Source organism: Nocardia sputorum (assembly GCF_027924405.1).
Lineage (GTDB): Bacteria > Actinomycetota > Actinomycetes > Mycobacteriales > Mycobacteriaceae > Nocardia > Nocardia sputorum.
Map to the genome: position 1 here is coordinate 6,830,183 of NZ_AP026978.1, position 16,590 is coordinate 6,846,772.

16 protein-coding genes and 1 pseudogene are annotated in these 16,590 nt (G+C 68.4%); 10 read left to right on the forward strand and 7 right to left on the reverse strand.

Translation table 11 applies throughout. The features are described from left to right. Nucleotides 1–27 precede the first annotated feature (27 nt). On the forward strand, nucleotides 28–1,710 hold the full coding sequence (locus QMG86_RS30850) for a glycosyltransferase family 87 protein (protein ID WP_434086219.1): 1,683 nt from the start codon (nucleotides 28–30) through the stop codon (nucleotides 1,708–1,710). Between the two features lie 21 nt (nucleotides 1,711–1,731). On the opposite strand, the gene QMG86_RS30855 is transcribed toward QMG86_RS30850, so the two are convergent. Further along, entirely contained in the window at nucleotides 1,732–3,300 is a 1,569-nt protein-coding gene (locus QMG86_RS30855) for a TerD family protein (protein WP_281876366.1), read from the reverse strand. A 27-nt stretch (nucleotides 3,301–3,327) separates the two neighbouring features. After that, on the reverse strand, nucleotides 3,328–4,734 hold the full coding sequence (locus QMG86_RS30860) for a TerD family protein (protein ID WP_281876367.1): 1,407 nt from the start codon (nucleotides 4,732–4,734) through the stop codon (nucleotides 3,328–3,330). Between the two features lie 181 nt (nucleotides 4,735–4,915). On the opposite strand from QMG86_RS30860, the gene QMG86_RS30865 reads away from it, so the two are divergent. The 7 genes and pseudogenes from QMG86_RS30865 to QMG86_RS30890 all read left to right on the forward strand — a co-directional run bounded on the left by QMG86_RS30865 (nucleotide 4,916) and on the right by QMG86_RS30890 (nucleotide 10,122). After that, complete coding sequence (locus tag QMG86_RS30865) at nucleotides 4,916–5,539, forward strand: AIM24 family protein (RefSeq protein WP_281881213.1); 624 nt, start codon at nucleotides 4,916–4,918, stop codon at nucleotides 5,537–5,539. A gap of 7 nt (nucleotides 5,540–5,546) precedes the next feature. Continuing rightward, nucleotides 5,547–6,245, forward strand: a complete 699-nt coding sequence (locus tag QMG86_RS30870; protein ID WP_281876369.1) for an AIM24 family protein — start codon at nucleotides 5,547–5,549, stop codon at nucleotides 6,243–6,245. A 7-nt stretch (nucleotides 6,246–6,252) separates the two neighbouring features. Continuing rightward, complete coding sequence (locus tag QMG86_RS30875; protein ID WP_063016753.1) at nucleotides 6,253–7,017, forward strand: AIM24 family protein; 765 nt, start codon at nucleotides 6,253–6,255, stop codon at nucleotides 7,015–7,017. Nucleotides 7,018–7,162: 145 nt separating this feature from the next. Next, nucleotides 7,163–7,567, forward strand: a pseudogene (locus tag QMG86_RS33660) (helix-turn-helix domain-containing protein); the annotation flags it as partial. A 118-nt stretch (nucleotides 7,568–7,685) separates the two neighbouring features. Further along, nucleotides 7,686–8,024 (forward strand): MmyB family transcriptional regulator, encoded by a 339-nt coding sequence (locus QMG86_RS33665; protein WP_491565758.1) that lies wholly within the window; start codon nucleotides 7,686–7,688, stop codon nucleotides 8,022–8,024. Nucleotides 8,025–8,302: 278 nt separating this feature from the next. Beyond that, nucleotides 8,303–9,079 (forward strand): SDR family oxidoreductase, encoded by a 777-nt coding sequence (locus tag QMG86_RS30885; protein WP_281876370.1) that lies wholly within the window; start codon nucleotides 8,303–8,305, stop codon nucleotides 9,077–9,079. Between the two features lie 197 nt (nucleotides 9,080–9,276). Then, nucleotides 9,277–10,122 (forward strand): hypothetical protein, encoded by an 846-nt coding sequence (locus tag QMG86_RS30890; protein ID WP_281876372.1) that lies wholly within the window; start codon nucleotides 9,277–9,279, stop codon nucleotides 10,120–10,122. Between the two features lies 1 nt (nucleotide 10,123). Here QMG86_RS30890 and QMG86_RS30895 read toward each other — a convergent pair whose 3' ends face one another. Continuing rightward, complete coding sequence (locus QMG86_RS30895; protein WP_281876374.1) at nucleotides 10,124–10,921, reverse strand: MBL fold metallo-hydrolase; 798 nt, start codon at nucleotides 10,919–10,921, stop codon at nucleotides 10,124–10,126. A 47-nt stretch (nucleotides 10,922–10,968) separates the two neighbouring features. Between QMG86_RS30895 and QMG86_RS30900 the strand changes: the two genes are divergently transcribed. After that, nucleotides 10,969–11,367, forward strand: a complete 399-nt coding sequence (locus tag QMG86_RS30900) for a MerR family transcriptional regulator (RefSeq protein ID WP_281876375.1) — start codon at nucleotides 10,969–10,971, stop codon at nucleotides 11,365–11,367. Nucleotides 11,368–11,391: 24 nt separating this feature from the next. Next, the gene (gene cyaB / locus QMG86_RS30905; protein WP_281876377.1) at nucleotides 11,392–11,961 is read left to right on the forward strand and encodes a class IV adenylate cyclase; all 570 of its coding nucleotides are present in this window, start codon (nucleotides 11,392–11,394) and stop codon (nucleotides 11,959–11,961) included. Here cyaB and QMG86_RS30910 read toward each other — a convergent pair. Genes QMG86_RS30910 through QMG86_RS30925 form a run of 4 tightly spaced genes read right to left on the reverse strand, consistent with a single transcriptional unit; the run spans nucleotide 11,933 to nucleotide 16,588 of the window. Further along, a complete protein-coding gene (locus tag QMG86_RS30910; RefSeq protein ID WP_281876378.1) occupies nucleotides 11,933–12,721 on the reverse strand; it encodes an HAD family hydrolase in 789 nt (262 codons plus the stop codon). The genes cyaB and QMG86_RS30910 overlap by 29 nt on opposite strands. A 59-nt stretch (nucleotides 12,722–12,780) precedes the next feature. Then, nucleotides 12,781–13,920, reverse strand: coding sequence for a cysteine protease StiP family protein (locus tag QMG86_RS30915; protein ID WP_281876379.1), 1,140 nt, complete (start codon nucleotides 13,918–13,920; stop codon nucleotides 12,781–12,783). Next, a complete protein-coding gene (locus QMG86_RS30920) occupies nucleotides 13,917–15,377 on the reverse strand; it encodes a phosphoribosyltransferase domain-containing protein (protein WP_281876380.1) in 1,461 nt (486 codons plus the stop codon). The genes QMG86_RS30915 and QMG86_RS30920 overlap by 4 nt, the downstream gene beginning before the upstream one ends. Next, nucleotides 15,374–16,588, reverse strand: a complete 1,215-nt coding sequence (locus QMG86_RS30925; RefSeq protein ID WP_281876382.1) for an HpcH/HpaI aldolase/citrate lyase family protein — start codon at nucleotides 16,586–16,588, stop codon at nucleotides 15,374–15,376. Before QMG86_RS30925 ends, QMG86_RS30920 begins: the two co-directional genes overlap by 4 nt. Nucleotides 16,589–16,590 lie beyond the last annotated feature (2 nt).

A 16,590-nucleotide genomic window follows, 5' to 3' on the forward strand; every position in this document is an offset into this window, starting at 1 on the left:
GAGCCACGGAGGAATGGGAGGGCACCGCTGTCGGACCAGGTGAAGCCCGGTGGGGCGTACTACGCGGCCCCGGCTCCGCTCGCATCCGATCTCCGATCCGCGGACGCCCGAGACCGGCCGAGTCGCAACGATTCCCTCGCCGCGCAACTGTCCACGGTGATCGGCGGGCCGGTCGGTGATCACGCGCTGATCGGGCGCGTGCGGTTCTGGACGCCCATGCGGGTGCTGCTGGCGTTCACGGTGGTGTTCCTGGCACTGGGCTGGTTCGGCAAAGCAGGTTGCATCCAGCAGACCAACGGCGCGGATGGCCCGACGCTCGACTGGAACAACGGCCGGCAGTACGTGGCGATGTGCTACTCGGACACCGTCCCGCTCTATGGCGCGGAAAGACTGAACGAAGGCGCCTTCCCGTACAAGAAGCAGTGGACCGAGCAGACTCCCGACGGTGGCCGGGAGACGCGATACATGGAGTATCCGGTGCTCTCGGGCCTGTACCAGTACCTCGCGATGCGGATCGCGAAGAGCTGGGACGTCGCGCCACTGCCCGGTGCGCTGCAGGTGGTGATCTACTTCAATGTCGTCGCGTTCGGTCTGGCGATCGCCTGGCTGATCACCGTCTGGGCGTCGGCCCTGCTGTCCGGCCGCCGGATCTGGGACGCGGCGCTGATCGCCTGTTCACCGCTGGTGATCGTGCACGCGTTCACCAATTTCGACGCGCTCGCGACGGCCTTCGCCGCGACCGGCCTGCTGGCCTGGGCACGGCGCAAACCGGTGGTCGCGGGCGTGCTGCTCGGTCTGGGCGGAGCCGCGAAACTGTATCCGCTGCTGCTGCTCGGCCCCATCGTCGTGCTGTGCCTGCGTACCGAGACGATGCAGCGCACGCCGCGCACCCACCTCGGCCTACGGATCCGCGACATCGACGGCCGGCACACCTTCCTGGCGTGGGTGCGTGAGACGCCCTACCGCATCCAGTTCCTCAGCGCCCGTCCGCTCGGCGCCGCGTCCGTCACGGTGTGCGCCACGCTGGCCACCTGGCTGGCGGTCAACCTGCCGATCGCCGCGCTGTTCCCGAACGGCTGGCGAGAATTCTTCCGGCTGAACACCACCCGGCACGCCGACCCGGACTCCATCTACAACGTGATCTCGTCGTTCACCGGCTGGCCCGGTTTCGACGGCGTGCTGACCCACGGGGAGCAGCCCGCCATCCTGAACGCCGTCTCGCTGCTGGCGTTCGTCGCGGCATGCGCGGCGATCGCCTACATCGGCCTCACCGCACCGCGGCGGCCGCGGCTGGCACAACTGTGCTTCCTCGTGGTCGCGGCGTTCCTGCTGACGAACAAGGTGTGGAGTCCGCAGTACTCGCTGTGGCTGGTGCCGCTCGCCGTCCTGGCACTTCCGCACCGTCGCATCCTGCTGGCCTGGATGACCATCGACGCCCTGGTCTGGGTCCCGCGCATGTTCTACTACCTCGGTCTGGACCGCAAGGGCCTGCCCGAACAGTGGTTCACCGGCACCGTCGCACTGCGCGACCTGGCGGTGCTCGGACTGTGTGCCGTGATCGTGCGGCAGATCTATCGCCCGGAGGAGGACCTGGTGCGGCGCGACTTCGTCGACGACCCGGTCGGCGGGATCGTCGACCGCATGCCGGACCCGCTGCTGGCCTGGCTGCCGGAGCCGCTGCGACCGCGACCGGCGGTCGCCCGCGGCTGATCCGGCCGCCGGCTCAGACGCTCACCTGGTGCGCAAGAAACGCGCCTGCCGTTCCGGTTCCTGCGGCAGCATGTCCAGATCCAGCTGCCAGGCGCTACCGGTCCACGGATCGAACAGTGGCGTGCCGTCGACGGTCGGCAGGTGGCGGCACGACTGCGACAGCATCGCCACGGTGGTGTCGGCCGAATCGGATTCGTTCGCGCCGACGATCACGATGGACAGTCCGATCAGCTCGCCCCGCGTGATCAACGCGCCGATCCGCTGGGCGTCCGAACTCTGGTAGCCGTGCGGGAAATCCGCCGCCAACAGCACCCGATGCTCGGCGGGTGGCGTGAAGGCGCCACTCGTGTAGGCCAATTCGGCGAGTTCGGCCGCGTCGACCAACGCCTGCAGCCGCGCCGAGATCTCGGCGTGGTCGGTGATCGGAGGACCGTTCAGCACGGGAGCGAGCAGGCCGGTGAAGCCGCTGAACGCGTCGGTGAGATCGATGATGTCCACCAATGTCCGCCGTTGCGGCGCCGTGGCGAGCAGCCGCGCCAGCAGGGCGCCCACAACGGGCGCGACCGCGCGGGTCGATTCGGCATCGATCCACAGCGGCCGGTTCAGCGGCACCGGAACGCAATACGGGATGCGCAGCGTTCCCCGGTCGAGGGCGTACAGCTCGCCGAGCCGGATGCCGTCGCTCGGCGCGGGCGGCTTGTCCCAAGCCGGCGAGTCCCACGACGCCAAGGCGGGCGGCAGCACCCGGTCGGCCTCGGCGAGTTCGCCCCTCAGCTGTTCGGCGTCGCGCTCGTGGTTGTGCTCGGCGGTGCCGACGAGTTCGTCGTGCCGTTGCTGCGCGACGCGACGCGCCTGCTCGGCTTCGGGAGTGTTCCTGGTCGCGGGATCGGAGACGGCGAGCGACAGTTCGTTGTCCAGCCGCTTGGCCGCGTACTCCCGCGCCGAGACCAGCGCGGCGGCCGACCGCGCGGCGTCCTCGAACACCATCCACAGCCGCTCCAAGCCGTGACCGACCTCCAGCGGCGCACCGGCGGCGGCGATCTGCGCGTCACCGGCCAGTGGGCCGGCCATGGTGTGCGTGCCGGGCTGCCCCGACTCCGTGGAGGAACCGTCGACCTCGACGCCGTGCGCCGTGAGCAGCACGGCCAGCCCGCCCGCGTAGCCTTGGCCCACCGCGCGCAGCTTCCAGGCCGGGCCGCGCCGGTACACCTCCAGACAGATCAGCGCCGTCTCACCGGACGACGGCGTGATCGCGAACTCCGCGGTCACGCCGCCGTTCTCGGACAACGTGGCGGTGACCGGCCCGAGGCCGTCCGCCCGCGCGGGGGCGGACGGGTCGGCGCTCACCACCAGCAGCACGGCCTTCGCGTCGGCGCGTACCTCGGTGAGCGTGATCGTGACCCCGTCGGCGGCCAGGGCCACCCCCGGCGCGGCGGGCTGGTTGTAGAAGACGAAATCGTCGCTGGAGAAAACCTTCAGGTTCTCGGCGACCACCAGCGCGGAAACATCGAGGGCAGCCTCGGCTTTCGCGCTGAAACGAACGACCTCACCGGTCAATGGGATGTTCTGACCGGCCTGCAGTTGTATCACCGTATCCGCCCCGCTGTCCGCCGCCGGTCAACCGTTGACGAGGAACCGGCCGAGCTGCGGCACCGCCTCACCCGGATGCTTGGCCTGGAAGCCCTCACCGAGCGCCTGCAGTTTCCAGTCGTTGCCCACCCGGTACAGCTTCGACATCGCCATCGCGGTGAACGGCATGCCCCCGGCGAGGGTGTACCTGGCCAGTTCGCCGTTGTTCGTCCCGTCGACCAAGCGGCAGAACGCGTTCTGCACCTGCTCGAAAGTGTGGCCCTTGTAGGAGGTGACGATGAACACCAGCGTCGTGATGTGCGCCGGGACGCGGGTCAGGTCGACCAGGATCATCTCGTCGTCGCCCTCGCCCTCGCCGGTGAGGTTGTCGCCCTGGTGGCGGATCGAGCCGTCCTTGGAGGTCAGCTGGCCGTAGTAGGCGACGTCGACCGGGTTCATGTCGGCGAACATGATGACCGACGCGTCGAGGTCGATGTCGACCGTGCGGTTGCCGAACATACCGCGGCTGCGCACCGGATCCCAGCCGAGACCCATCTTGACGAAGGTCAGCGCGGCGCCTTCCTTACGCAACGTGACCCGCTGGCCCTTGACCAGGCTGACCGGTCGGTCCTTACTCAGGCTGACTTCCGCGGGTTGTTGCGGCTGCTGCTGCGGCGGCTGGCCGGGCTGCTGGTAACCGGGACCGGGCGGCGGCGGGTAACCAGGGCCGGGAGGCGGGTAACCAGGACCGCCCTGCGGCGGCTGGCCGGGGCCGGGCGGCGGGTAGCCGGGACCAGGGGGCGGGTAACCGGGACCGGGCGGCGCGTACTGCGGCGACTGCTGCTGGGTCGGGTACGCCGGGGTGGTCGGCGGCGGGTAGTTCGGCGGCTGCTGGACCGGCTGCTGCGGAGGCGGCGGGGCCTGGGCCGCCTGGGCCGCCTGGGCAGGAGCGTCGTCGACCGTCACACCGTGATCGGTGACCAGCGCGGCGAAACCGCCGGCGTACCCCTGTCCGACCGCGCGCACCTTCCACGCGCCCTGGCGGCGGTAGAGCTCGAGCGCGATCACGATCGACTCGGTGTTCAGTCCTTCGATCCGGTACTCGTACAACTGGTTACCGGCCGCGTCCGACACGATCGCGGTGGGGGCGGGGAACTGGCCGAAGTTGCTGTTCGCGTCGTCCAGCGTGATCACCGCGCGAATCTGATCGATGTCGGCGGGCACCGCGTGCAACGACACCGCCAGCGACGCGGGCTGTCCCGCGGGGGCGGGCTGCAGGTTGACGCCGGGACCGCTGGGCTGGTTGAAGAAGACGAAGTCGGCGTCGGAACGGACCTTGCCCCGCTCGGTGACCAGTAGTGCCGACAGATCCGCCGGAGCCGAGAGCTGGACGGAAATCACCACGTCGTTGGTGGCCAGCGGACCGTTCTGGCCCTTGGCGAGTGTTGCGGACAAGTTCGACCCTTCGCTTGTCGGTGCGTTCGCCTGACACTCTACGAGAAACGCGTTGCGCGCCGCTCGTACTGAACGGCCGCGCTGGCCCGACACCCGAGAAAGCATCGGTTAGGGTGACGGCACGCAGATGGAATACGGCGGTCACACCGTGTTCCCGATCCAGACGGCAGGCAAACATCGCATGGCGCAATTGTTCGAGCAATCGAAGAAGGTGATCGAAGCTCACCTGGCCGGGACCAGCCTCCGCGCGATCTCCGGTTCGATGATCGCCTACGAAGGAAACGTTCAGTTCAAAGCGGCCGGTTTCGGCGGGGGCGACGGCGTGCTCGCCGGGCTGAAGCGCCGGGCCACGGGTGAGAAACTGTCGCTGATGGAATGCGCCGGGCACGGCCGGGTGTTCTTCGCGGTCAACGGCCAGCACGTGACCGTGGTGAACCTGAACAACGAGACGCTGCAGGTGGAGTCGCAACAGTTGCTCGCCTTCGCCGGAAACCTGCGCACCGACGTACGCTTCGCCGGGTTGCGCGGTGCGTCCACCGGGCAGGGCCTGTTCACCACGACCGTCTCCGGCCAAGGTCAGGTCGCGCTGCTCTCGGCCGGCGGCCCGCTCATCCACCTGGAGGTTTCCCCGCAGTATCCGCTGGTGGTGGATCCGGACGCGTTCGTCGCGGCGCGCGGGAACCTCAACCAGTCCTTCGTCACCGACGTGTCGTGGCGCAGTTTCGTCGGCCAGGACGCGGGCGAGGCGTTTTCGCTGCGCTGGGACGGCCAGGGCGTGGTGTCGATCCAACCGGCGGAACGGTAGGCGAGCTGTGTTCGAGAAGGTCAACGGCAAGGTCGTCAAGGTCGATGTCGGCGTGGCGGGCGGGGTGGTCGCTCGCAACGGCGCGATGCTGTTCTATACGGGCGCTGTGTCTTTCGCGCCGCATCAGATCCCGGGTGCCCAGGGCATGGGCGGCATGGGCGGGCTGATGGGTCTCGCGGGCCGCGCGATGGCGGGTGAGCACGAGCGCACGATGCTCGCGCAGGGCAACGGCGTGGTCCATTACGGATTCGCCGGCCTGGAGGTCCACGTGGTGCACCTGCAGCCGGGTGCGACGCTGCGCGTCGAGGCATCGCGGCTGCTGGCCAACACCGCCGGGTTGCAGAGTTCGGTGGTCTCCGTCATGAGTTCGGGCGGCGGGGGCGGGGGCGGCGGTCTGATGGGCGCGCTGCGCGGCGCGGCCTCGGGCGCGTTGACCGGCCAAGGCATGTTCACCACCCAGCTGTCCGGGCACGGCGCCGCGGTGCTGCTCGGCCACGGCGGATTCCTGGAACTGCAAGTGGGCGGGCCGAATCCGATCGTGGTCGACCCGCAAGCCTTCGTCGCCGCCTACGGCAACGTGCAGACCGAGCTCAAGTCGGCGTTGAGCTGGCGCGACGCCGTCGGCCGTGGCTCCGGGGAGGCGATGCAGTTGCATTGCGTCGGGCAGGGCGTCGTCTACGTGCAGGCCTCCGAAGAGAAGTTGTGAGCAGGGTATGTCCCAGATCCTCAACCCCATGAATCTCGGTGAGAGCGACAACATCCCGGGAAACAGCTACGCGTACTGCATCGACCTGAACAAACCGTGGTTCATGCGCAAGGGCGCGATGATCGCCTACTACGGCGACATGCGGTTCCAGATGCTCACGCACGGATTGCAGGGCGGGCTGCTGCACATGGTGTCGCAGCAGTTCTCCGCACCGCTGTTCACCGGCGACTACGTCGTCGCGGAGGGGCACGGCAAGCTGATCATCGGCGACCGCGGCTACGACATCAATTCCTACGATCTCGAGGACAACGGCAACCTGACCATCCGGGCGGCGAACCTGCTGGCCTTCGAGCCGGGCCTGTCGCTGAACCAGTCGATCGTGCCCGGGTTCCTCACCCTCATCGGCACCGGCAAGTTCCTCGCCTCGTCCAACGGGCCGGTCATGTTCGCCGAGCCGCCGCTGCGCGTCGATCCGGAATCGCTGGTCGGATGGGCCGATTGCCCCTCCCCCAGCCACCACTACGACGAGGGCTGGATCTCGAACTTCCTGGCCGCCGGTGCCGCGCGCTTCGGCGTGAACTCCGGTGAGGAGCGGCAATTCGAGTTCACCGGTGCGGGGACCGTGCTGATCCAATCCAGCGAGAAGGTGCTCAGCGACTCGATGCTGGTACGGACCATCGAGGGGCAGATCCAGAGCGGCATCACCGTCGGCGGCCTGCAAAGACTGCAAGGGCTCATCGCGCAGCAGCTGGCCGGGCAACAGCAGTACTGAGCGCGTTGGTGGCGGACTCCCACCAGTCGGACACCCGCCTCGGTGCCGCACCCGGCGACACGCAGCGTGGACGACGACGATGTCGCGGCTTCGGTGGGTGCATCGCACCCACCTACGAGCACGCCTTCGGAACTACGCTCGATACATGTCGTCCAATGAGCTCGGAGATTTCCTCCGGTCGCGTCGCGCGCAGGTGTCGCCCGAGGAAGTCGGGGTCCGGACATACGGCGTGCGTAAGGTCGCGGGCCTTCGACGGGAGGAAGTCGCCTTCCTCGCCGGGCTCAGTTCCGACTATTACACGCGTTTGGAGCAGGGTCGCGAACGTAACCCGTCCGCCCAGGTGCTCGACGCGCTCTCCCGTGCGCTGCGGCTCGATGCCGACCAGGAAATGCATGTGTACCGGCTGGCCCGGTTGGTTCCGGCGTCCCGCGGGTCCGGCGGCCGGGAGCCGGTGAGCCCGATGCTTCTGCAACTGATGGACACCTATGCCTCGACTCCGGCGTTCGTGCTGAATCGGACACTGGACATCCTGGCCACGAACCGTCTCGCCGAGGCGCTGTTCTCGCCCTTCGCCGACACGGACAACCTCGTGCGCATGGTGTTCACCGATCCCGCAGGCCCGGAACTTCACCGAGTGGCATCGTGCGGCGCAGTCCACAGTCGCGTCCTTGCGTTTGGCGGTGGGGCACGAACCCGACGACGCTCGTCTGACCCGGTTGGTGGCGGAAGTCTCGGCGGCGAGCCCGGCGTTTCGCCGGTACTGGGCACAAGGCCATGTGCGGGGCAAGACGGTGGAGGCGAAAGAACTCGCGCATCCTGACGTAGGCACGCTCAGCTTGGTTTTCCAAGCGTTCGATGTGCGGGACAAGCCAGGACAGCAGCTGGTGATCTATCAAGCCGAACCGGGGTCACCGAGTGAGCAAGCCTTGAAACTCCTGGGATCGCTGTCCGCGACGAAGTACCGCGAACGCGAGGATTCCGACGTCTCCTTCCGCGAGCAGGGTTGACGAACCGAACCCGTCGATAACTGTTTATTAACTCCAGCTTCTTGCGACCGGGGCACGTTCACCCGACTTCGCTGCAAGCCCCCTGCAGAGGTGGACGCGGGTCCATTTTTCGCCTGTTTCGGGACTGTAACTCGGGTCGAGCGATAGCCATACGGCCCGTGTTTGCCTGGGCGCGCGGCACCCAGGTGGATTGCGTCCTGTTAGCTGATGCTCTGCGAACCGAGGATGGATTGCGTACTTCCGAGAACCGGAAAAACACATTCCTGAGGAGAGAAATCATGAGCCAGGTCATCAGCGGAACACCCCTCGCAGGCCGCGTCGCCGTCGTCACCGGCGCCTCCAGCGGCATCGGGGAAACCACCGCCGAACGACTCGCCCGACTCGGGGCGAAGGTCGCCCTGCTCGCGCGCCGCGGCGACCGCATCGGCGCTGCCGCCGACCGCATCACCGCCGCCGGGGGCACCGCTCTCGCCGTCACCGCCGACGTCACCGACCGCGCTGCGATGCAGGCGGCCGCCGACCGGATCCGCGCCGAACTCGGCGACGTCGACCTGGTCTTCGCCAACGCGGGCGTCCAGCTGATCTCCGAGATCGTGGACCTGAAAGTGGAGGACTGGGACACCCAGATCGACCTGAACATCAAGGGCGTGATGAACACCATCCAGGCCTTCGTCACCTCCCTGGTCGACGCCGCCGCCGACGGCAAGCCCGCCGACCTGATCACCACCTCCTCGATCGCGGCCACCCGCGTCCTCGAGAAGTTTCAGGTCTACTCCGGCACCAAGGCCTACATCAGCCAACTCACCCGCCTGCTGCGTACCGAACTCGGCCGCAAGAACGTTCGCGTGGCCACGATCGAACCCGGCATGGTCGACACCGAGCTGCCCGACCACGTCAGCGATCCCGACGCCAGCAAGCTGATGGCCGACCTCATCGACCAGATCGACGTCCTGCAGTCCGAAGACGTCGCCGAGACCGTCGCCTTCGTCGCCGCCGTCCCCAAGCATGTCAACCTCACCGAGATCACCATCCTGCCCACCGCGCAGATCATCTGAGATGCCCCGGGCCGCCCCTGCCTCGAGCACAGGGGCGGCACGCTCGTGCGCGTGCTCGCCCGGCGAGCGGACAACCGCGTCAGAATAGACTGGTCGAACCGGCGTATCACATACGGAGAGCAAAGGATTCGCGTCGGAACGGTGAACTCGACTCGATGTTCGCCGGGGCGAGTCAACGGTCGGCGCAGAATCGGGTCATGGCTGACTTGGCGCTCTCGCCACAGCGTCGCACGGCGCTGACGAACCTGGTCCGAGACGAATCCACCTTCGCGACCGCGTATCCGCGGGTGGCCGTCTACTGGTCCGCCGCCGGACGGTTGCCCGGTACCGGTGACGACATCGCCGACGCCACGTTCGACCTACACCTCCTGCACTACTTGACCGGCGGCGCGAGCACGAACCCCTATTGGGACATTGTCGCCGCCGCGGTCTCGCCCGGGCCGCGCGAGCGCGCCAACCGTTCTGAAGTGAACGGTGGAAACCCGAAAGGCAGTGCGCGTCTGGCGTATGCGCAGATTCTATTGCAAGGCGCCTATGCCTACGCGATCCCCTCGCCCGCGACGCTGCGCTGGGTCGCGGACGTCGCGCAGGGCAGACAGCTGCTGGAAGTCGGCTCCGGTCGCGGCTACTGGGCGCATCAGTTGACTCGAATCGGCGTGCCCACCACAGCTTTCGACTCGCACCCGCCGGATCGCGCGCCGAACCCGGCATTTCCCGTCATCGCGGGCCAACCCACGACGTGGCATCCCACCGCGACGCCACCCGCGTCGATCGCCGCTCTGGCCGCCGCCCACGCCGACCACGCGCTGTTCCTCTGCTGGCCGCCCGGCTGGGAGAACCCGATGGCCTCCGGCACCCTCGCCGCCTACCAGGAGGCGGGCGGCTCCTTGCTGATCTACGTCGGTGAACCGCGCGGCGGGCGCACGGCCGACAGCACGTTCTTCGACAGGCTGGAGGCCGGATGGACGCTGCTCGACCAGGACCCGGACTACGTCTCCTGGTGGAACCTCGGTGATCGGGCGCAGTGCTGGCAGCGTCGGTGAGTCAGCTCGCGCGCTGGAACTCCCACGGGTCGTGCGCGCTGATCAGCGTGACCTCGTGACCGTGATCGCGGTGTAGTTCGCGCAGCCGCGCCTGAGTGCCCAGCCGCAGGTCGTGGTGGACCTCGGAGCTGGTCTGCACGATGTCCAGCACCGGGTGCGGCTGCGGGGCCGGGTCGAGTTCGCGATGGTAGTAGTACGCGTCGCCGCAGTGCAGCAGCCAAGTGTCCCCATCGCGGACGGCGACACCGGTGTGGCCCGCCGTGTGCCCGCCCAGCGGGATCAGCTGGAAGTCGTCGGGCAGGTCCTTCGGCTGGAGCGCGTCGAAGCCGAACCAGTTGCCGGTCGGGCCCGACGGATAGGTCACCCAGTGCGGGTCGTGCGCCCAGTGCGCGGGGCGGTAGCGGTAACTCGGGGCTTCGGCCAGTGCCGCTGCCAGCTCGGCGGCGAGCACGTGGACCCGCGCGTGCGGGAAGTCGGGCAGTCCGCCGCAGTGGTCCACGTCGAGGTGGGTGAGGATGATGTGCCGGACGTCGGCGGGGTCGTAGCCGAGCCGCTCGACCTGGCGGATCGCGGTCTCGTCTTCGGCGAGCACGGGCTGGGCCATCGTGACCCAGTCCGCCCCGAGGGTGCCCGCCGGGTCGCGCACGTCATCGAGTCCGATGCCCGTCTCGATCAGGACCAGTCCGTCGGACGCCGTCTCGACCAGCAGGCAGTGGTTCACGGCATGAGCGGGGGCGGGGCCGTCGTAGGTGGCTTCGATCTGCCGGACGGAGCCGCAATTGAGGTGGTGGATTGTCATGCGAGCTAGTCTGTGACTTGAAGCGCGGTTCAAGTCAAGGAGACGAGATGACCGACCTGCTCGATATCGCCGAGGTCGGCGCGCAAACCGGCCTCGCCCCCTCCGCCCTGCGCTTCTACGAGAAGCGCGGTCTCATCGCAGCGACCGGCCGCAACGGCCTACGCCGCACCTACCACCCCGACATCCTGAACCGCCTCGCCCTCATCTCCTGCGCCCGAGGCGCCGGTTTCACCCTCGCCGAAATCGCCCGCTTCCTACGCGCCTCCCCCTCCGACGCCGAACTCCGCACCCGCATGGCGGAAAAAGCACGACAACTCGACGACGACATAGCCCGCCTCATCCGCATGCGCGACAGCCTCCGCCACGCCGCCACCTGCAACCACGACCCCCTGGTCGAATGCCCGGACTTCAAGTCGAACTTCGAGAGTGCCGCCGAATCGGTGTGAGGCTGCGAAGAGAGGATCGGTCACATGATCGAGGCCGAAATCAAGGCTCGAGTCCGTGACGTCGAGTCAGTGCAGGCTACGCTGGCGGCGCGGAGCATGGGTCAGCGCGCGAAGTATGAGGACACTTACTACGACCTGCCGGACGAGCGATTGTCTTCGGAGGGCCGTGAGCTGCGGTTGCGGACGATCACTACGGGCAATGGGCGGCGATCCCTGCTGACCTACAAGGAACCCGCGGTCGACACGAGCAGTGGATCGAAGCCGGAATACGAAACCGAGGTGGCCGACCCTACGGTGCTCGACTCCGTGCTACGCGGTATCGGCCTGAAAGAGCTGGTCGTCCTTGAAAAGCGTTGCATCAACTATCGATTCGAGTCCGAAGGACGCGACCTGCTGGCCACACTGGTGACGGTCCCCGAGTTGGACGGCACGTTCATCGAGCTGGAAACCATCGTGCCCGAAGCGGAACTGTCGGAAGCGCTGGAGCTCGTTCGGTCCACACTTCGTCAACTCGGAATCGCCGACGGCGATCTCACCACCGAGCAGTACACGGATGCCGTACTTACTACGCGGCGGAAGCCGGAGCTCCCTTGATGAACCAGTTGATGATCTCCTCGCCCGCGAGGATGCCGGTGGCGCGGGTGATGGTGAGGTTGGGGTGGGTCCAGTTGAGGTGTTCGAGTTCGCCGTGGCGGGGGCGGATGGCGGAGTCGGCGGCGCGCAGCATTTCGGCGTCGAGGGCGCCGTCGCCCGCGGCGAGTGTCCGGGCCTCGTCGGCGAGTTCTCCACTTTCCCAGAGGCGCTTGCGCACCTCGGCGACCGCGCGGCTCTTGCAGACGACCTGCGGCATGGTGTAGATCTTGCGACCCTGCTGAGACGCGGACCAACCGCGTGAACGACACCAGTCGTCCCACTCCGCCAAGAACCCCTCGGGCACCTCCTTCGGCTTCACCACGAGGTAGCAGAACAAATGGTCGGCCACGCGGAACTTCGTGACCCAGGAGTCATCGATGCGGGTGTGCAGTTCCTTGCTCACTTCGGACAGCGTGGCGCCCCCCGCGCGAACCTTGGCGTCGATGGCGATGCGCCAGCTCAGGTCGGGCACGCCGTCGACCAGGATGTTCCCGCCGTTGCTGGTGATCGCGTAGCGCCACGGCGCTCCGGGCAGCCGGATGCGGTCGAACTGCTTGATCGTGCGGGTGGTGGTGGGAACGATGGCGGCGGGTTCGGTCAGGGTCTGCATCCGCAGCGCCGCGGTGGTGGTCATGAACGACAGCGGCGCCCCTTCCAGATGCTCCACGCAGACCGTCGGCACGTCGGCGGTGGTGCTGAAGGCGTTACGCGAGTAGATCATCGTCCGGTCCAAATCGGTCGCGATCAGCGCACGTCTTCGGTGGGCTCTCGGAGATAGGTTCACTGCTGCACGTCCTTGATCAATCCCATGCACGAATATGCCAGGTCGGGGACGACGTCGACCGGGACGCCCCGGGCCGCGGCGAGCAGGCGGATGTGCGCGTGCTCCGGTGCGTCCGCCTCGCGCACCAGCACCCGCCACGGCACCCGCCGCAGCAGCACCCGGGTGGTCTCGCCGACGCCGGGTTTCACGAAGTTCACGCTGGCGATGCCGTACTGCTCGCGCACCTGCTGCACGGACGCCCAGCCGGTCCAGGTGGGCGTCCGGTCGCTCGCGCGAACTCCGGCCACCTCCGCGGGCACCCGGTCGCGGATCGCGTCGAAGGCGCCGCTCACGGTGTCCAGCAGACGCCCGGACACGTCGTCACCGGCCAGTTCGCGGTAGAACTTGGCGCCGTGGAAATCGCCGGGGCCGATCAGCGTGTCGTTCAGGACGGTGCGCGAGACCAATCCGGACACCGTCGAATTGAGGCACGCGGAGGCGATCAAGAAGTCGTCGCGCGTGCCGTAGGTGCGCACGCAGTGCCCGGGATCGGCCAGCACCGCCAATTCGTCGTCGAACCGGGGGCCACCGGCGGCGTGATAGGCGTCCAGCGCCTCGGTGAGCTCGCGGGTGATCGCCCCTTTGCCGGTCCACCCGTCGACGAACACGACCGAGGACGGATCGTGATGCTCGGCCAGATAGTCCAGCGCCACCGCGTCGATGCCGCGATCCCGCACGATCGACACCGCGTAGTGCGGCACCTCGAGGCTCGGACGCCGCGCCCGCAGCCAGCGGCGCATCAGAATGCCGACCGGTGTGCCCGCACGGGCCAGCGACACCAGCACGATGTCGTCGCCGCGTTCGGCGACGACCAGTTCCGACACGGTCGCCACGGCCAGCGCGAGCCGCTCGGCGCTGGCCGCGAGCACCTCGTCGAACAGCGATCGGTACGCCGCGTCGGGCTGATACTCGATCGGCAGCGACTCCGCGTAGTGCGCCTTCCCGGCCTGTATCCGCCGTTCCCGCTCGACGATGTCGGCTTCCAGGTCGACGTCCGACAGATCCTTCAGCAGCCAGGAGACTTCCTCGGCCGCGTAGGAGCCGAACTGCGGTCCGTGCAGGGGGGTGGGTAGCGCACCCACCTCGGTACTCGTCATACCCGGCTCCCGTCCGACTCCGTGCGTTCGGCGTGCAGCCGCCGCGGGTCCGCCTCCGGCAGCACCGCCAGCAGGACGTCGGCCCCGGAAGCGGTCAGCACATCGATCAACCCGTGCTCGGCCGTCAGCTCCGCGGTGTCGGCGGGGGAGTCGACCACGACGACGAGCACCGGGTCGGCGGCCGGGCCGTCGCCCTCGGCGCCGCTGTCGACACCGTCGTCCGAGATCGCGACGGCATCGCCGTGCGGCGAACCAGCGAGCAGCGCGCCCAGCCCCGCGAGGTCGGCCTCGAACAGGTCGAGCGAGGTCGCGGGCCACTGCGCGTTGTACAGATAGCGCGGCTCGGCGTCGCCCGGCTCGGGCGCGACGAACCGGAACCCCCGCCGCAACGGATACCCCGGCTCGTCCAGCACGTACGCGGGCGACCGCGTGGTGGTCTGGAAACGCGTGGGCGTCCCCGACTCGGCGAGCAGCGCCGCCAGCCGCAGGGGCAGGTACATGAGCTCCTCGTGCCCGAGCACGATGACGGCCCGGCCGGGGAAGTCGGCATCGAGCCGGGCGGTCAGCGCACCTCCCGCGTCCAGCAGCGCGGCCTCGAACGCGCCGGTGTCGGAGGCCAGGATGCCGTGCCTGCCGCCCTCCGGCACAGCGGTCGGCCACGGGAGTTCGACGCGCCCGAACGAACCGGTGTGCCCGGCGGTCGGGTTCAGCCGAGGCTCGGGGAGTGCGCCGACCGCGTCCACCAGTCCGTCGGGCAGTGACGCGCGGCCGGTGGCGAGGCACACGGTGTCGATGCGCGCCCCGAGTTCGGCAGCCACGGAGTCGAATTCGGCCCGCTGGGCATCGGTGCGCAGATCCACCAGCGACGCGAGCACATAGTGCGTGCGGGGCGCGAAGGCGTGCAGTGCCCGCACCGCGTCGATCGCGGTGTCACCGGTGGAGATCTCGTCGTCCACCAGCACCAGCGGCAGATCGTTGACGAAGATGCCGGCCGGCGCCGGTTGCAGCAGGTGGGAAGTGGCGTGTGAGTGCCCCTCCTCGAAACCGGCGAGCGTCGTCGCGTGCGGCACCGCGCGCCGGGTCGAATGCAGGTAGCAGCTCGCGCCGATCCGCGCGGCCACGCAATGGCCGAGCCCCGTCGCGGTCTCCGCGAATCCGAGCACTACGGCTTCGCGCGCACCGAGCACCGCTCGAACCAGGTCGCCCAGCTGATCGCCCGCGCCGAGCACCACGCGCGGATCGGTGGGCAGGTGCTTGCCGAGCACGGTGGAGACCAGCAGATGCGCCCGGCGCCGATTGTTGTGGCGAACGCCCGGTTGCACCAGCGCGGTGATCGGCAGCCGCGCGGAACGCAGCCGCTCCGCGCCGCCTTCCGGATCGTGATGCAGCCCGATGCCGAGATTTCTTGTCGCCCAGAATATTTCGTTGTGACCGAATTCGGTCGAGGTCCGGCTCATACGGTGACCAACGCCGTCAGCAGATCCACGAAGGACACTCCCTTGTTCGCCACGCCGAACACCCGTGCACGCAACAGCGTCTGCCGCGCCCAGCTGCGATGCGGCCGCATCTCGTTCATCTTGTTCCGGTAGCCGGAGGCCGCCACGCCGCCGACGTCCTCGCGCAGGATGTCCAGCGCGTCCGAGTACTCCTCGTGCGTCACCACCGACAGCGCGTGCACGGCGGCCACGTGCGACGGGTGGATCACCGTCTTGCCCTGGATGCCGTTGGCCCGGTCCAGCGTGATCTCCCGCAGCAAGCCGTCCAGATCCCGGCTCACCAGGTACTGCCGGAACGGCACCGCGTCGGACTCCTCGAACGGCGCGGTCCGCAGCAACGGCCGGAACATCCGTTCGTGGTCGGCGAAGTACTCCCACACCGGTCCCGTGATGACGAAACCGGTGCCGTCCGCGCGCCCCAGGTAGTTCACGATGTCGGCGATCACGTCGGCGACCACGCGTACGTCGTAGATGGTCAGGTCGCGATCGCGCCGGATGCCGAACGTCGAACACATGTCCGTCGCGCCGACCCGCACCGCGAGCACCCGGTCCCGGTGCGCGGCCAGCAGCGCCGCGATCTGGGTGAGCTCGTAATCGCGGGTCTCCCGGTGCACCAGCCCCGGCGACTCCAGCACCGGCATTCCGTACAGTGGCCGGTCCACCCGCTGGGCCGCCACGTTCAGCGCGTTGAGGTACTTCGGCCCGGTGACGCTGTCGAACTTCGGGAACACGAAACCGGTCAGCACCCTGGCACCCGGTCCGAGTTGCTCGATGAGCTCGGTGATCGTGTCCGCGTCGCGCACCCGCACGAACAACAGCGGGTTGGCGTCATGGCTGCCCGCGAGCAGATCGAGCGCGGCGACGGTCTGCCGCTTGGCGTACTCGACCTCGTGATCGGCGACCGCGTCTTCGAGGTCGATCACCATCGAACACACCCCGTGCTCGGCGCGCCTGCCGATCGTCAGCGCGAGATCGGGCCTGGTCGCCGGTGCGTACAGCGTTGCGCCGAGCCCGACCGCGAGCAGCTCACGATCGGTGTGGTCGTCGCCGAACGGTTCGGGCTGCCGGTGGAACAGTCGCCTCGCCTCCGGCCCGTGCAACTGCCGGAAGTGGCGCAGCGGCATTCGCTTCCGCAGGCAAACCTCCTGCTGGACGGCGATGCCTGCGGTCATCG

What these genes read in the sequence shown, in the direction of transcription:
- QMG86_RS30865 (WP_281881213.1), top strand. Translation starts at nt 4,916, where the DNA reads ATGGCGCAATTGTTCGAGCAATCGAAGAAGGTGATCGAAGCTCACCTG.
- QMG86_RS30875 (WP_063016753.1), top strand. Translation starts at nt 6,253, where the DNA reads ATGTCCCAGATCCTCAACCCCATGAATCTCGGTGAGAGCGACAACATC.
- QMG86_RS30885 (WP_281876370.1), top strand. Translation starts at nt 8,303, where the DNA reads ATGAGCCAGGTCATCAGCGGAACACCCCTCGCAGGCCGCGTCGCCGTC.
- QMG86_RS30890 (WP_281876372.1), top strand. Translation starts at nt 9,277, where the DNA reads ATGGCTGACTTGGCGCTCTCGCCACAGCGTCGCACGGCGCTGACGAAC.
- QMG86_RS30895 (WP_281876374.1), bottom strand. Translation starts at nt 10,921, where the DNA reads ATGACAATCCACCACCTCAATTGCGGCTCCGTCCGGCAGATCGAAGCC.
- QMG86_RS30900 (WP_281876375.1), top strand. Translation starts at nt 10,969, where the DNA reads ATGACCGACCTGCTCGATATCGCCGAGGTCGGCGCGCAAACCGGCCTC.
- cyaB (WP_281876377.1), top strand. Translation starts at nt 11,392, where the DNA reads ATGATCGAGGCCGAAATCAAGGCTCGAGTCCGTGACGTCGAGTCAGTG.
- QMG86_RS30910 (WP_281876378.1), bottom strand. Translation starts at nt 12,721, where the DNA reads ATGATCTACTCGCGTAACGCCTTCAGCACCACCGCCGACGTGCCGACG.
- QMG86_RS30915 (WP_281876379.1), bottom strand. Translation starts at nt 13,920, where the DNA reads ATGACGAGTACCGAGGTGGGTGCGCTACCCACCCCCCTGCACGGACCG.
- QMG86_RS30920 (WP_281876380.1), bottom strand. Translation starts at nt 15,377, where the DNA reads ATGAGCCGGACCTCGACCGAATTCGGTCACAACGAAATATTCTGGGCG.
- QMG86_RS30925 (WP_281876382.1), bottom strand. Translation starts at nt 16,588, where the DNA reads ATGACCGCAGGCATCGCCGTCCAGCAGGAGGTTTGCCTGCGGAAGCGA.